Source organism: Pyxidicoccus fallax (assembly GCF_012933655.1).
GTDB lineage: Bacteria > Myxococcota > Myxococcia > Myxococcales > Myxococcaceae > Myxococcus > Myxococcus fallax.
On sequence record NZ_JABBJJ010000336.1, the window covers coordinates 1 to 13573 of the forward strand.

A 13573-nucleotide genomic window follows, 5' to 3' on the forward strand; every position below is an offset into this window, starting at 1 on the left:
GCCGGGCGGGGGCACGTGGCGGTCCTCCGGCCAATGAACTAGCCTCGCGCCCAGCCATGGCAGTCCTCCGCCTCCCCCTCATGCGCCTGTTCCTCGGTGCCGCGCTGGTGCTCACGCCGCCGGCCGTCCTGGCGCAGGCTCCGTCCGCGCCGGCCGAAGCGCCCCCCACCCAGGCCGCGCCCGCGGCTGCTCCCGTGAACGCGGCTTCCACGGCGGCCACGCCTGTCGAGGCGCCCGCTCCGGTCGTGACGCCTCCGTCGGAGGTCGCCGCGCCCGCGAAGGCGGAGGCCGCCTCGCCGCGCGCCGCGGCGGACGGGCCGTCACGCGGGGCCGAGGGCAAGTGGGACGACCCCACGCTCGACGAGACCGCCGGAGCGCCCGAGGAGCAGGAGAGCCTGGGGTGGACGCTGGTGCGCACGCTGCTGGTGCTGGGCGCGGTGGTGGCGTCCATCTACCTCACGCTGAACGTGGGGCTGCGCAGGCTGATGGGCCTGCAGGCGGTGAGCGCGGGCCGTCAGCCGCTGGTGTCCGTGGTGGAGCGGCTGCCGTTGGACCAGCGCCGCAGCCTCTTCGTGGTGAAGGCCGCGGGCGAGTACCTCCTGGTGGGTGGCGGCGAGGCCGGTCTGCAGCTCCTGTCCAAGCTGGACACGGAGGCGGTGGAGCGCCTGCGCGCCCAGCGCCCCGAGACGAACGTCGTCCCCCTGAGCCCCTTCCTCCAGAAGCTCCTCTCCCGCCGCTCCGGCGGCTCGCCCTCCCAGCCTCCCGGCGCCTGAAGACTTCCCGTGCACACCCCGCTCTCCGCCCGCTCCTCCCTTCCGCGCATCCCGCCCTGGCTGTTCGCGGCCGCGGTCTCGCTCCATCCGTTCATCGCGCTCGCCCAGAAGAAGAAGGGCGGCGGGGCGTCCGTCCCGGACGCGGTGGTCAACGAGGCCGTGAGCAGCGACTCGTTCACCTCGCGCCCGCTCATCCTCATCCTCGCGCTCGCCGCCATGGGCCTGGTGCCCTTCGCGCTGATGATGGTGACGAGCTTCGTGAAGATTTCGGTGGTGCTCTCCATCGTCCGCTCGGCGCTGGGCACCCAGCAGATTCCGCCCACCCAGGTGATTACGGGCCTGGCGGTCATCCTCACCGTCTACATCATGGCCCCCGTGGGCCAGGAGATGTACCGGGCGGCGGGCGTGGACATCTGGGCCAAGGGGCCGGGCGTCTTCTCCTCGGAGACGGTGGGCTCGCTGCTCGGCGCGGCCAACAAGTCCAAGGAGCCCCTGCGCGAGTGGCTCATGAAGAAGGTCACGAACAAGGACCGTGCCCTCTTCTACAACCTCGCCAAGAAGATGCGGAAGGGCGAGGACCGTGACGCGGTGGAGAACACCGACTTCATGGTCATCATCCCCGCCTTCGTGGTGTCCGAATTGAAGGAGGCCTTCCAGATAGGCTTCCTCCTCTTCGTCCCGTTCATCGTCATCGACATGGTGGTGGCCAACATCCTGTTGGCGCTCGGCATGCACATGCTGTCGCCGACCACCATCTCCATGCCCTTCAAGCTGCTGCTGTTCGTGCTCGTGGACGGCTGGTACCTCATCGCCAAGGGCCTGGTCGTCGGCTACCTGTAGGAAGACGCCCCATGAATCAGCTCACGTTCATCACCCAGGAGGCGCTGTTCCTGGTGCTCATCGTGTCGGCGCCGCCGGTCCTCACGAGCCTGCTGGTGGGATTCCTCATCTCCCTGTTCCAGGCCACCACGCAAATCCAGGAGCAGACGCTCACCTTCGCGCCCAAGGTCGTCATCGTCTTCGGCGTGCTGGCGCTGACAGGCCCGTGGATTGGCAGCCAGTTGGTGCGCTTCACCTTCCACGTCTTCGACAGGTTCCCCGCGCTCATTCGATGAACGTCGCGGACCTCGTCAACGAGCTGGCCGCCCGGGCCAACGTCTCGGCCGTCATCTTCACGGTGGCGCTGCTGATGTGCCGCATCATGCCGGTGCTCATCTTCAGCCCGTTCCTGGGCGGTGACGTCGTCCCCACCGAGCTGAAGATGGGCGTGGGGCTGACGCTCTCCATCGTCCTCTTCCCCGTCATCCAGGACTCGGTGAAGACCATTCCCCTGAGCGCGCTGCCCTACATCGCGCTGATGGCGAAGGAGGTCTTCATCGGCTTCTCGCTGGCCTTCGTGGTCAACGTCGTCTTCGAGGCGGCGCGCGTGGCAGGCAACCTGGTGGACACCATGGCCGGCAGCAACAACGCGCAGCTGTACGTGCCCCAGATTGGCCAGCAGGTGACGCTCTTCTCCAACCTGAAGATCCAGCTGGCGGTGGTGCTCTTCCTCACCCTGGACGGGCACCACCTGGTCATCCAGGCCCTGGGCGACAGCCTCGTCGCCGTTCCCCTGGACGGCTTCCCGCGCTTCGGCGGCGGCGCGTGGCCCTTCTTCGACCTGGTCATCCGCGTGTTCGCGGACCTGTTGCGCGTGAGCCTGGCGCTGGCCGCGCCCGGCATGCTGGCCACCTTCCTCACCGACGTGGCCCTGGGCGCCATCAACCGCGTGGCCCCACAGATTCAGGTGTTCTTCATCTCCATGTCCATCAAGCCGCTGGTGAGCGTGCTCCTCATCTTCCTCGTCATGGGTGCGCTCATGCAGCGCATGCAGGACGAACTGGCGGGGATGCTCGGCATGCTCCGCGAGGCCCTGCGGCTGTTGGCCTGACCTGATTTTCCCCGGACGCGCGCGATGTCTGACGAAAGCGGAGAAAAAACAGAAGAGCCGTCGCAGAAGAAGCTCGACGACTCGCGCAAGAAGGGCCAGGTCTGGAAGAGCAAGGACCTGAGCGGCATGGGCGTGCTGCTCGTGGGCCTGGGCGCCGTGAAGGGGACGTGGGACTCGCTGGAGCACGAAATCTCCGCGCTGTTCCAGTTCACCTTCGACCACGTGGCGCATCCGCAGAACCTGGACGTCGTCACCGGGCAGGCGCTCTACCTGGCGCTGCGCACCATGTTGCTGGTGTCGCTGCCGGTGATTGCCGGCGCCGCGTTGATGGGAGGCTTCCTGGAGTACGTGCAGGTCGGGTCGCTCTTCACCATGGACCCGCTGATTCCCAAGCTGGACAAGCTCAACCCGATTGCCGGCTTGAAGAACCTGTTCGCGAAGAAGGCCTTCGTCGAGCTGCTCAAGAACGTCATCAAGATTTCCGTCACCGCCTACGTCGTCTACGGCGTGGTGCGGGACGCGATGCCGCTCGTGGTGGAGACCATCCGCCAGGACACGCGCGGCATCATGGTCATCATGGGGGAGCTGGTGACGCGCGTGGCCACCCGCGTCGCGCTCCTCTTCGTCCTCTTCGCCATCTTCGACGTGTGGTGGCAGCGCAAGTCCTTCATGAAGGACATGATGATGACGAAGGAGGAGGTGAAGAAGGAGTACAAGGAGAGCGAGGGCGACCCGCACCACAAGGCCAAGCGCAAGGAGCTGCACCACGAAATCATGGAGGGTGCGCAGATGGAGGCCGTGCGCGAGGCGGACGTCATCGTCACCAACCCGGACCACGTGGCCGTCGCCCTCAAGTACGACCGCGAGAAGGACGGCGCGCCCCGCGTCCTCGCCCGCGGCATCGACCACAAGGCCGAGCGCATCAAGGCCATTGCCCGCGAGACGGACGTGCCCACGCTGCGCAACGTGCCGCTGGCCCACGCCCTGCTGCGCGTGGAGGTGGGCAACGAAATCCCCGAGGAGCTCTACGACGCCGTCGCCGAGGTCCTCAACTTCGTCTACGGGCTGAAGGCCGCCCCGTCGGCGCCCCCGGCGTCCGGGAGCCAGCGGACATGATGCCCCCAGGACTTCTTCGGAGCCGCCATGAGTGACGACGAGGCCGAAATCGCCATCGCGCTGAAATACGACAAGGAGAAGGACGGCGCGCCGCGCGTGGTGGCCAAGGGCATGCGGCTCAAGGCGGAGAAGATTCGCGCCATCGCCAAGGAGCACGGCATCCCCCTCATGCGGAACGTCAACCTCGCCAACGCGCTGTACCGCGTGGAGGTGGGGCAGGAGGTTCCAGAGGAGCTGTACGACGCCGTCGCCGAGGTCCTGAACTTCGTCTACGAACTGCAGCGCGAGCAGGCAGCCGGCAACAGTAAGCGCTAGGGGGGCTGGACGACCCCCACCCTCCTGGAGTGAGGTTCGGTATCACGATGGCCAGAATCAACAACCAGCCCCCCAAGGCGCCGCTGTGGCCGTGGGGCGGCCCCCGAAGCGTCCGTGAGCGGCTCGTCGACCCGTCCCAGGTCGACCGCAAGAAGCTCCGCAAGACGGGCAACCCCAAGAACCCGGCGCTGGCCTCGGCGGCGCTGCTGGACTTCATCGGTCCGGCGCACTCCTCGGAGGAGCTGCGGCTGCCGCTGCCCCCGCACCCGGGCGGGCACGACGCGGACCTCGAGGGCTTCAGCGACAGGCCGCACCTGGCCAGCGTCGCCGGCCGCGGGGCCGAGGAGCAGCGCCGCATGCTGGAGCGCGGCCTCTCCCGGGTGAATGCCCCGCCGGAGCGGCTGGAGCGCCTCAAGGCGCTGCTCCAGCGCGAGTCCGCCATGCTGTCGCTGGTGGATCAGGTGAACGAGGAGACGAAGGAAATCATCCGCCAGATGTGGGCGGCACAGAAGGACGAGGGCTACTAGCGTCATGGCCGTGCTGGACCCCGAGGATCCGCAGGACGAGGCGAAGCTCCAGGCCACGCTGCAGCGCTGGGCGGACGGGAAGGCCACCCTGCGCGACGTGCGTGGCTACTCGGACGACGAGCTGTATGCCATTGCGAAGACGGCCTACTTCTTCTTCTACCAGGGCCGCATCAGCGAGGCGCGCACCCTCTTCCAGGGGCTGTACGCGGTGAACCCCACCGACGGGTACTTCGCCAAGGCCCTGGGCGTGGTGGAGATGGCCGCCGGAAACGGGCAGGGCGCGCTCGCCGCCTTCGACGTGGCCGCCAAGCTGTCGCCGCAGGACCCGTCCGTCTACGTGGGCCGCGCCGAGGTGAAGCTCGCGCTCGGCCAGAAGCCGCAGGCGCTGGAGGACCTGCGACGCGCCGCGGCGATGACGCCCGAGGATGACCCCGTCGTGCGCAAGGCCGGGGCCATGCTCACCGCGCTCGGACGCAGGTGACGGGTGGGTCACCTGTCACTTCCGGACTGAAACGAAATACCGGGAGTCTGCTAGGCTGCCCGCCGTTCCTTTTTCGTCGTCATGGAGGTTGTCGACATGTCGAACACGAATCCTGATCCGCGCGTTCCCTCCGAGATGCCGCCGGATGCCCCGGCCGAGCTGGTGGCCAAGCGCGACCGCATCATCCCCGAGCTGGAGAAGCAGGCGAAGGCGGCGACGGGCACGCTCCAGCAGGTGATGCGGAAGATGGGGGCGCTGATCTCCAACACGAAGCCGGGCGCGGCGCTGGACGGCCGGCTGTACCAGGACGTGAAGGACGCCTTCTCGCGCCACCTGGCCGAGGCGGAGAAGAACCCGGCCATCGCGGCCATGCCGCCCATCCTGGTGGAGTCCGTCGAGTGGATGCAGGCGTACCTCAACGCCCGCGGCTTCTCCTCCGAGACCTCGGCGGCGCCGGCCGCGGCTCCCGCGAAGGCTCCCGCCGGCAAGGCCCCCGCGGCGGGCGCGAAGGACGCCTTCGAGACCAGCACCAAGAAGCATGCCGCCCTCACCGGCGACGTGCCTCCGCCGCCCGCGCAGCCGCTGGACGTCAAGAAGGAGCAGAAGGAGCTGGAGTCCTTCAAGGCCTGGATGAAGAACCCCAGCCTGGGCAAGCTCAAGGGTTAGGCCGGCCCGGAATCGGGGCGCGGAACGCAACTTCCGCGCCCTGACCGCCGATAACTCCTTCGAGACTGACTTCCCAAAGGAGCATTTCCATGGCCCCTCCCGTTTCGAACAGGCCCCCCGCGGCCGCCACGGCGCGCACCAACAACACCCAGCAGGCCACCGAAGCCGAGAAGACGCAGGCGTGGCAGGGCGTGCTGGATGGCGCCGTCAACCGCCTGAACGCCCCGGACGTGGTGGGCACCCTGAGCCACCTGGGCGAGGGCCGCATCGACAAGATCAAGGACCAGGTCAAGGAGGAGATGGAGGCCTTCGTCCGCGCCAACCCCAACGCCACGCCCGAGCAGATCAAGGAGAAGGCGGAGGAGGTCACGTCCAAGCACCAGACGAACGGCGTCCTCGAGAAGATGCGGGACGACAACTTCTTCAAGAAGCTGATGGACCGCCGCAAGGAGCTGCTCAAGGACATGTGGGGCTGAGCCGGCATCCGGCGTCCCACGCACGTCTCCGGTAGCACCCCGCCGCCCGGCTCCCCTCGAAAGAGGCTGGACCGGGCGGCTTCCTTTTGCGGGCCATACCCCCCCTCGGGCCCGGCGCGAGAGGGCGCCCGAAGCGCGAGAGGGGGAAAAGCAAAAAGCCGGCCTCCCGAAAGGGAAGCCGGCTCCTGGAGATTGCGACAGCGGTCCGGAATTACTTCATGTTGCCGATGACGGACATCGCGATCTCGTTGAGCTTCTTGATGATGTTGGAGGCGAACGCGGTGGCCTCCTGCTGCTTCTGGAGCATCAGCTGCGCCTTGGCGCGCTCGAGGTCCGGACCCTTCAGGCCGGCCAGGGACTGCTGCTCGAGGTCGCTGAGGCCCTGGCTCTGGTTGAGGGCGGTGGTGACCTGGGCGGCAGTGTTGGTGGCGTTGATGGACATGGCGTTCTCCAGTGAGGTTGGGAGCAGGTGGTTTGCTGCGGCGCTGCTTACATGAGGATTATGGGGCGGAGGGGGGCGGAAGTTTCCTCGGGATTTTCGAATTCTTTTTTCCCCTCTCGCAAGGGGGGGTGAAACCGGGTTTCCGCGCCGGCCATATAAGGATCCGGGTGCGTGCCGGCTTCCCGGCCGCGCTTTTTTCCGCCCGGGCCCGGGCGGACCCGCCCCGTTTGGAAAGATCACGTGTTCGCGCGAAACTCCCGGCCGCGAGGTCCGAAAATAGGTGTGTAGCCGTTCAGCTCACCCATTTATTTCCAAATTTCCAGGGGGTACCCAGTCATGTCGAACAACATCGGTGGTATCGGCAACCGTCAGTCCAACCCCACGCAGCTCCTGCCGTTCGGCGGCCCGAACGCCAACGTCATCGCCCGCAACGCGAAGCTCATCGAGTCCACGATGAGCCTGGTCCAGAAGACGCTGGACCTGGCCCACAAGTTCGTGGACCAGATGGCCAAGGGCGTGGAGTCGCAGCAGGGCAGCCAGGGCCCCAGCTCGCGCCCCACGTGCGGCTGCTTCCCCTCGGAGAAGCCGCACCCCATCGACTCCGTGGGTGACCGGGACGCCCTGAAGGTGGACAGCAACGGGAAGATCACCACCCCCGGCGGCTACCAGATCGAGCAGCTCGGCCAGTTCGAGTGGAAGGTGACCGGTCCGGACGGCAAGAGCACCCGCGTCTGGGGCGACCCGCACGTCGATGAGAGCGACGGCGGCAAGTTCGACTTCAAGCGGGACGCGACCTTCACCCTCGGCGACGGCACGATGATCAACGTCACCACCAAGCCGTACGGCAACGGCATGACGGTGACGGGCCAGCTGGACGTCATCTCCGGCGACAGCCACGTGACGGTGACGGACATCGACAAGGGCAAGGGCAAGGTGGGCCAGCCCACGAACGATGGCTTCGGCGCGGCCGTGAAGTTCGCCGCGAAGGGCAACATCGACAACTTCCAGATGGGCAACGAGACCGACGACTGGGTCTACAACAACAGCGAGGTCATCGGTTCCGAGGGCGGCGGCGACAAGATCAAGACGAAGGAAGAGAGCTACAAGTTCAAGTCGAACACCACCAACGGCAACAACGGCACCAACGGCACCAAGAAGCAGCCGGCGTGGGCGGACCTGTCCAAGCTGGGTGAGCGCTTCGACGCCCTCACCAAGATGTTCGACCAGCTGAAGAACACCCGCTCGAACGGCTTCAACCCGTTCCGCAAGACGGACGACATGTTCGGCCGCTACGACCGCAACGAGCACCGCAACGGGATGACGAAGGCCTTCAAGGCGCTGGGCGACATGTTCCGCGTCCTGGAGCAGGTCTCCAAGCTCAATGATATGGTCCGCTTCCGCGGCCCCCAGATGTTCTGAGCGCTGGAAACCTTCCTTCGGGCCGGGCGGGGACCCGCCTGGCCCTCCTCGAGGTCGTCGTGAGCGACACACCCCCTGCTGGAGAGAACAAGAAGCCCGCCGTCCCGGAGCCCGTCGCCGAGGCGGTCATTCGTGGTGAGATTTCGCTCGCGCGGTTCGTGGGGGCCTCGAACGAGGACCTCTACCGCTGGGCGAACATCGCGCACCAGCTCCTGCAGGCGGGCAGCACCCAGCAGGCGCTCACCATCTTCCAGGGCCTGGTGGTCGCGTCGCCCATGGACGCCGTGTTCCATGCGCAGCTCGCGGCGACGTACATGACGCTGGAGCGCTTCGACGAGGCCTTCGACGAGTTCAACGAGGCCCTCAAGTACAACAGGAGCCACGTGGACGCGCTCGCGGGTCGCGGAGAAGTCTACCTGCGCCGCGGGCAGGTGCCCGAGGCGCTCGCCGACCTCAGCGCCGCCATCCAGAAGGACCCGACCCTGAAGCGCGCCGCGACGCAGCGCGCCCACGGGACGCTGCTCGCGCTGAAGCAGCAGGCGGAGCAGGCCAACAAGGCCAAGTAGCGGATTTCCACAGGTGTCCATCCTGGGCCCGGGCGGCGCGGACAACGCGCTGCACCGGGCCCTGGCTTTTTCGCGCGCAGGCGCGCCGCGAGCTGGCACCCGGGACGGGAAGGGGAAGGGCGCCGGCGCCGACGGGGCCTCCGCGGCGGGCGGAGCGGCTGGCGAAGCGCGAGAGGGGGAAAAGCAAAAAGCCGGCCTCCCGAAAGGGAAGCCGGCTCCTGGAGATTGCGACAGCGGTCCGGAATTACTTCATGTTGCCGATGACGGACATCGCGATCTCGTTGAGCTTCTTGATGATGTTGGAGGCGAACGCGGTGGCCTCCTGCTGCTTCTGGAGCATCAGCTGCGCCTTGGCGCGCTCGAGGTCCGGACCCTTCAGGCCGGCCAGGGACTGCTGCTCGAGGTCGCTGAGGCCCTGGCTCTGGTTGAGGGCGGTGGTGACCTGGGCGGCAGTGTTGGTGGCGTTGATGGACATGGCGTTCTCCAGTGAGGTTGGGAGCAGGTGGTTTGCTGCGGCGCTGCTTACATGAGGATTATGGGGCGGAGGGGGGCGGAAGTTTCCTCGGGATTTTCGGATCCTTTTTTTCCCGCCCGGCGACGCGCGAGCCCGGGGAGTGCACCATGCGAGTGCACCGCGTTGTTGGATGACCCGATAACAGTCTAAACTCCCGGCGCCCGGTACCGACTGCCCTTGCCGGTACCCGGGGCCGTCCTCCCGCCCTCGTGAGGGATGTGTGCAGATGACGACCGAATCCAAGGCAACGGTGTCCAAGAACGACGCGAAGCCCATTTCCGGCCCGGAGATGCTCGAGCGGGCCACCGAAGGCTTCAACCTGTTCCAGGACGGGCGCTTCCGCGAGTCGCTGGCCATCTTCGAGGCCCTGGCCGCCAAGGACCCCTCCGAGCCGTACTTCCAGACAGCCCTGGGCGCCTGCCACCTGGCCCTCGAGGACCTGGACGTCGCCGAGTCCTACTTCAACCGCGCCATCGAGCTGGACCCCACGGACCTCACCCCGTTCGTCAACCGGGGCGAGGTGCACCTGCGCCTGGGCAAGGTGATGGAGGCCGCTCGCGACTTCAACCACGCCGTGAGCCTGGATCCGCAGGGGCAGGATCCGCTCAGCGCCCGCGCGCGGATGCTCGCCGCGGCGGCGCTGGAGAGCGTGGAGGACGCCCAGCACTCCGGGCCGGGGAGCGAGAACCCCGCGTAGTCACGGGGTTCCGGCCCGGGAGCTCACGCCCGCGTCACTTGGGGAAGTCCAGGTCCAGGTCGATGCGGTACACCGACTCGGTGACGATCTGGAAGTCCGTGGTCACCGAGTTGGCGTAGCTGCCGGTGTTGTTCACCCGCACGAGCAGGGGCTGGGCGGGCCTTCCCGAGGGCGCGTAGCGCGCGGTGATGGTGTAGCGGCCCACGGGGACGTCATGCAGGCCGGTGCCATTCCCATCGCGGGTGGCGCGCGCCGTCAGGGGAGCGCCCGTGCTGCCATCCACCAGCGGGCCGTCCGGCGTCAGCGTCAGCTCGACATTCAGGTGGTCGAGCGGGGCGTCCGGGTCCTGCGGGTCCTCGTACGCAATCATGTTGAAGAGGACGTCGCTGCCGTATTTGCCCCCTTCGGGCCGCTCGCCGGTGAGCTTCCACGAGAAGTCACGGACGGCGCCCTCGTTCGTCGCGAACAAGGCCGGGTTGGAGGGGTGCAGGTCGAAGGTGTACGTCTTGCCGTTGTACTGGCGCTTGAACGTGGCGCTGGCGCTCCAGGTGACGCCCGCCTTGCCCAGGTCCAGCCGGTAGGTGCCGTCCGCGCCCGTCGTCCCCACCACGTTGGAGTCGTAGAGGAACTGGTTGTCGGCGACGACCTCGGCCCCGGCCAGCGGCCTGCCCGCGGTGTCCACCACCTTGCCCTTCACCACGTTGGTCTCCACCCCGGGGTTGTTCGTCCCGGAGTCGTCCTTGCCCTTGCCGTCGCCCCCGTTATCCGAGCATCCCGCGCAGGCAAGGGACGAACCCAGCAGCAACAGCGAGAGACCTCGGCCCACGGCACCCTTCAGTCGCATCGTGTTTCTCCTCGTGTCCAGAAACCTGTCCCGGCCCGGATGAATGTGACAGGGCACGTCAAGGGGGCATGATCCGCGAGGCCGTACGCCGTGCAAGCAGTATCGCCCGTGACGGTCGGTTGACTGGCTGCTTCCGCCCTGGAACACGCCCCGTGTCACTGGAAAGTTCCAGGATGCTGTCTTGGGGATTCCGAGCCCCGGGGTGTCCTCGGGGGGGAGCCCCCCCTGACAGAAGCGACCCGGGTTGGCCTAGGATGCCTGTCCGCTGATGGCCTCCAATTCGAACAGCTTCCTGACCAAGTACTCCGACATCGTCCTGGCCGTCGTCGTGGTGGCCATCGTCGGAATGATGATTGTCCCGCTGCCGACGCTGCTGCTGGACATCCTGCTGACGCTGAACATCAGCATCTCGGTGGTGCTGCTGCTGGTGTCGCTCTACATCCCCGGGGCGCTGCAGCTGTCGGTCTTCCCGACGTTGCTGCTCATCACGACGATGTTCCGGCTGGCGCTGACCATCTCCACCACGCGTCTCATCCTCCTCACCGGCGACCCGGGCGAGGTGGTGGTGGCGTTCGGCAACTTCGTGGTGCAGGGCAACTTCGTCGTCGGCGCCATCCTCTTCGTCATCCTCGTCATCGTGAACTTCATCGTCATCTCCAAGGGCTCGGAGCGCGTCGCCGAAGTGGCCGCGCGCTTCACCCTGGACGCGATGCCGGGCAAGCAGATGTCCATCGACGCGGACCTGCGCGCGGGCTCCATCGACCAGGAGCAGGGCAAGAAGAAGCGCCGGGACTTGGAGCGCGAGAGCCAGCTGTTCGGCGCCATGGACGGCGCCATGAAGTTCGTGAAGGGCGACGCCATCGCCAGCATCATCATCACCGTCGTCAACATCGTCGGTGGCCTCATCATCGGCGTGACGCAGAAGGGCATGTCCGCTGGCGACGCGGCGCAGAAGTACACGCTGCTCACCATCGGTGACGGCCTCGTGGGCATGATTCCCGCCATCCTCGTGTCCACCTGCGCCGGCATCATCGTGACGCGCGTGGGCGGCGAGGAGGAGGGCAACCACCTGGGCATGGACATGGGCAGCCAGCTGACGGCGTACCCGAAGGCCATCGCCATCGCCTCGGGCATGCTCGTGGTGCTCGGCCTCATCCCCGGCCTGCCCAAGATTCCCTTCTTCCTGCTGGGCGCGGGCGCGGGCTTCGCCGCCTGGACGATGCTGAAGAAGCAGAAGCAGGTGGAGCTGGTGGAGGAGTCGGGCCCGGCGCTGGAGACGGAGAACGGCACGCCGATGGCCGCCGAGCCTCCGCCCAAGGAGCCGATGAACCCGGACTCCGAGCTGTTCATCCCCGTCGTGACGCCCATCGTCCTGGAGGTGTCCGACGCGCTGGTGCCCTACGTGGACTCGCGCCAGGACAACGGGAAGTTCCTCCAGGAGCTCATCCCGTTCATGCGCGACGGCCTCTTCGTGGAGCTGGGCGTGCGCTTCCCCGGCGTGCGCGCGCGCGGCAACGGCGGGCTGCCCCCGGGCGCGTACCAGATTCAAATCAACGAGGTGCCCGTCGTCACCGGGCAGGCCACGCTGGGGCACATCCTCGTCAACGACACGGTGGACCGCCTCAAGCTGATGAACATCCAGGGCTTCGAGGCCATCAACCCCGCCACCCGGCAGCCGGCCGCGTGGGTGCCCGAGCAGCACCGCGACACGCTCGAGGCCGCGGGCCTGACGACGTGGGACGTGCCCGGCTACATCATCCTGCACATGGCCGCCGTGCTGCGGCGCAATGCGCGCGAGTTCGTCGGCGTGCAGGAGACGCAGACGATGCTGGAGCAGCTGGAGAAGGCCTTCCCCGCCATCGTCAAGGAGGTGGTGCCGAAGGTCGTCAACGTGCTCAAGCTGACGGACATCCTGCAGCGCCTGGTGGAGGAGGAAATCTCCATCCGTGACCTGCGCGGCATCCTCCAGGCCCTGGCGGAGTACGGGCAGGTGGAGGCGGACAACGTCATGCTCACCGAGCACGTGCGCGCCTCCCAGCGCCGCTACATCTCCCACAAGTACGCGCGCGGCACGGGCACCCTCGTGGTGTACCTGCTGGACCCCAACATCGAGGACGCCATCCGCGGCTCCATCAAGCGCACCTCGGCGGGGGCCCACCTGGCGCTGGAGCCGGAGCTGGCGCAGGAAATCGTCCAGGCGGTGCGCTCCGAGTGCGGCCACCTGCCGCCCAGCGCCCAGCGCCCCGTCATCCTCACCGCCATGGACATCCGCCGCTACGTGCGCAAGCTGCTGGAGTACGAGTTCAACCCCTCGTTCTCCGTCCTCAGCTACCAGGAGCTGTCGCCCGAGCTGAACATCCAGCCCGTGGCCCGCATCTCCACCCGCTGAAGTCTGGCCCCGGTGCCGGTGGGGCCCCGTGTCGCGGGGCTCGCCGGGGAAGCGGGCCCGCCTCTGGGGGCGGGCCGGCCCACGTGGGGGCTTTCCGCCGGCGGCTCAGGCGCCGGCGAGCACGGCAATCATCAGCACGAGGAAGAGCAGGCCCACCACGCCCATCGCCACCAGCGGGACGAGCTTGCGCTTGTCCTTGAAGGCGGAGACGGCGCCGCCGGCGGCCTCGTCGGGAACGGGCTGCTCCCCGGACAGCGAGGCGGGCTCCTCGGACGAGGGGGACTCGGCGTCCGGGGCAGGCTCCTCGGAGGAGGCCGCGGCCTCGGCGGGCTCCGACGGGGGCTCCTCGGCCGGAGGCGCCTCGGGCTCGGGCTCGGGCTCGGGAGGCGGCTCCTCCACGGGCTTCGGCTCCCGGCGG

At 67.7% G+C, this 13573-nt stretch carries 17 protein-coding genes and 1 pseudogene; 14 read left to right on the forward strand and 4 right to left on the reverse strand.

The window, feature by feature from the left end; all coding sequences use genetic code 11:
• Window positions 1–56: 56 nt before the first annotated feature.
• The 10 genes from HG543_RS43150 to HG543_RS43195 all read left to right on the forward strand — a co-directional run bounded on the left by HG543_RS43150 (window position 57) and on the right by HG543_RS43195 (window position 6284).
• A complete protein-coding gene (locus HG543_RS43150) occupies window positions 57–773 on the forward strand; it encodes a FliO/MopB family protein (RefSeq protein WP_246357718.1) in 717 nt (238 codons plus the stop codon).
• 9 nt (window positions 774–782) lie between these two features.
• Window positions 783–1613: a type III secretion system export apparatus subunit SctR gene (gene sctR / locus HG543_RS43155; RefSeq protein WP_169350780.1), complete on the forward strand. Its 831-nt coding sequence runs from the start codon at window positions 783–785 to the stop codon at window positions 1611–1613.
• A gap of 11 nt (window positions 1614–1624) precedes the next feature.
• Window positions 1625–1888, forward strand: coding sequence for a flagellar biosynthesis protein FliQ (gene fliQ / locus HG543_RS43160; RefSeq protein ID WP_169350781.1), 264 nt, complete (start codon window positions 1625–1627; stop codon window positions 1886–1888).
• Window positions 1885–2703: a flagellar biosynthetic protein FliR gene (locus tag HG543_RS43165; protein WP_169350782.1), complete on the forward strand. Its 819-nt coding sequence runs from the start codon at window positions 1885–1887 to the stop codon at window positions 2701–2703. The genes fliQ and HG543_RS43165 overlap by 4 nt, the downstream gene beginning before the upstream one ends.
• 24 nt (window positions 2704–2727) lie before the next feature.
• Window positions 2728–3819 (forward strand): type III secretion system export apparatus subunit SctU, encoded by a 1092-nt coding sequence (gene sctU / locus HG543_RS43170; RefSeq protein ID WP_169350783.1) that lies wholly within the window; start codon window positions 2728–2730, stop codon window positions 3817–3819.
• Between the two features lie 27 nt (window positions 3820–3846).
• Window positions 3847–4134, forward strand: a complete 288-nt coding sequence (locus HG543_RS43175; RefSeq protein ID WP_169350784.1) for an EscU/YscU/HrcU family type III secretion system export apparatus switch protein — start codon at window positions 3847–3849, stop codon at window positions 4132–4134.
• A 47-nt stretch (window positions 4135–4181) separates the two neighbouring features.
• Complete coding sequence (locus HG543_RS43180; protein ID WP_169350785.1) at window positions 4182–4661, forward strand: hypothetical protein; 480 nt, start codon at window positions 4182–4184, stop codon at window positions 4659–4661.
• Window positions 4662–4665: 4 nt separating this feature from the next.
• On the forward strand, window positions 4666–5142 hold the full coding sequence (locus HG543_RS43185) for a SycD/LcrH family type III secretion system chaperone (RefSeq protein WP_169350786.1): 477 nt from the start codon (window positions 4666–4668) through the stop codon (window positions 5140–5142).
• Window positions 5143–5238: 96 nt separating this feature from the next.
• The gene (locus HG543_RS43190) at window positions 5239–5808 is read left to right on the forward strand and encodes a hypothetical protein (protein ID WP_169350787.1); all 570 of its coding nucleotides are present in this window, start codon (window positions 5239–5241) and stop codon (window positions 5806–5808) included.
• An 89-nt stretch (window positions 5809–5897) separates the two neighbouring features.
• Window positions 5898–6284, forward strand: coding sequence for a hypothetical protein (locus tag HG543_RS43195; RefSeq protein ID WP_169350788.1), 387 nt, complete (start codon window positions 5898–5900; stop codon window positions 6282–6284).
• Between the two features lie 211 nt (window positions 6285–6495).
• Here HG543_RS43195 and HG543_RS43200 read toward each other — a convergent pair whose 3' ends face one another.
• Window positions 6496–6726 (reverse strand): hypothetical protein, encoded by a 231-nt coding sequence (locus HG543_RS43200; RefSeq protein WP_169350789.1) that lies wholly within the window; start codon window positions 6724–6726, stop codon window positions 6496–6498.
• Window positions 6727–7062: 336 nt separating this feature from the next.
• Between HG543_RS43200 and HG543_RS43205 the strand changes: the two genes are divergently transcribed.
• Window positions 7063–8145 carry a DUF1521 domain-containing protein gene (locus HG543_RS43205; RefSeq protein WP_169350790.1) on the forward strand — a complete coding sequence of 361 codons (1083 nt, stop codon included), beginning with the start codon at window positions 7063–7065 and terminating at the stop codon, window positions 8143–8145.
• 59 nt (window positions 8146–8204) lie between these two features.
• Complete coding sequence (locus HG543_RS43210) at window positions 8205–8711, forward strand: tetratricopeptide repeat protein (protein WP_169350791.1); 507 nt, start codon at window positions 8205–8207, stop codon at window positions 8709–8711.
• Window positions 8712–8955: 244 nt separating this feature from the next.
• Here HG543_RS43210 and HG543_RS43215 read toward each other — a convergent pair whose 3' ends face one another.
• Window positions 8956–9186 (reverse strand): hypothetical protein, encoded by a 231-nt coding sequence (locus HG543_RS43215; RefSeq protein ID WP_169350789.1) that lies wholly within the window; start codon window positions 9184–9186, stop codon window positions 8956–8958.
• Window positions 9187–9451: 265 nt separating this feature from the next.
• On the opposite strand from HG543_RS43215, the gene HG543_RS43220 reads away from it, so the two are divergent.
• Entirely contained in the window at window positions 9452–9922 is a 471-nt protein-coding gene (locus HG543_RS43220) for a tetratricopeptide repeat protein (RefSeq protein WP_169350792.1), read from the forward strand.
• A gap of 34 nt (window positions 9923–9956) precedes the next feature.
• Here HG543_RS43220 and HG543_RS43225 read toward each other — a convergent pair whose 3' ends face one another.
• Window positions 9957–10766, reverse strand: coding sequence for a carboxypeptidase-like regulatory domain-containing protein (locus tag HG543_RS43225; protein WP_246357719.1), 810 nt, complete (start codon window positions 10764–10766; stop codon window positions 9957–9959).
• Window positions 10767–11031: 265 nt separating this feature from the next.
• Between HG543_RS43225 and sctV the strand changes: the two genes are divergently transcribed.
• Window positions 11032–13155, forward strand: a complete 2124-nt coding sequence (gene sctV / locus HG543_RS43230; protein WP_169350795.1) for a type III secretion system export apparatus subunit SctV — start codon at window positions 11032–11034, stop codon at window positions 13153–13155.
• A 105-nt stretch (window positions 13156–13260) separates the two neighbouring features.
• Here the strand turns inward: sctV and HG543_RS43235 are convergent.
• Window positions 13261–13573: pseudogene (locus HG543_RS43235) on the reverse strand (FHA domain-containing protein); the annotation flags it as partial.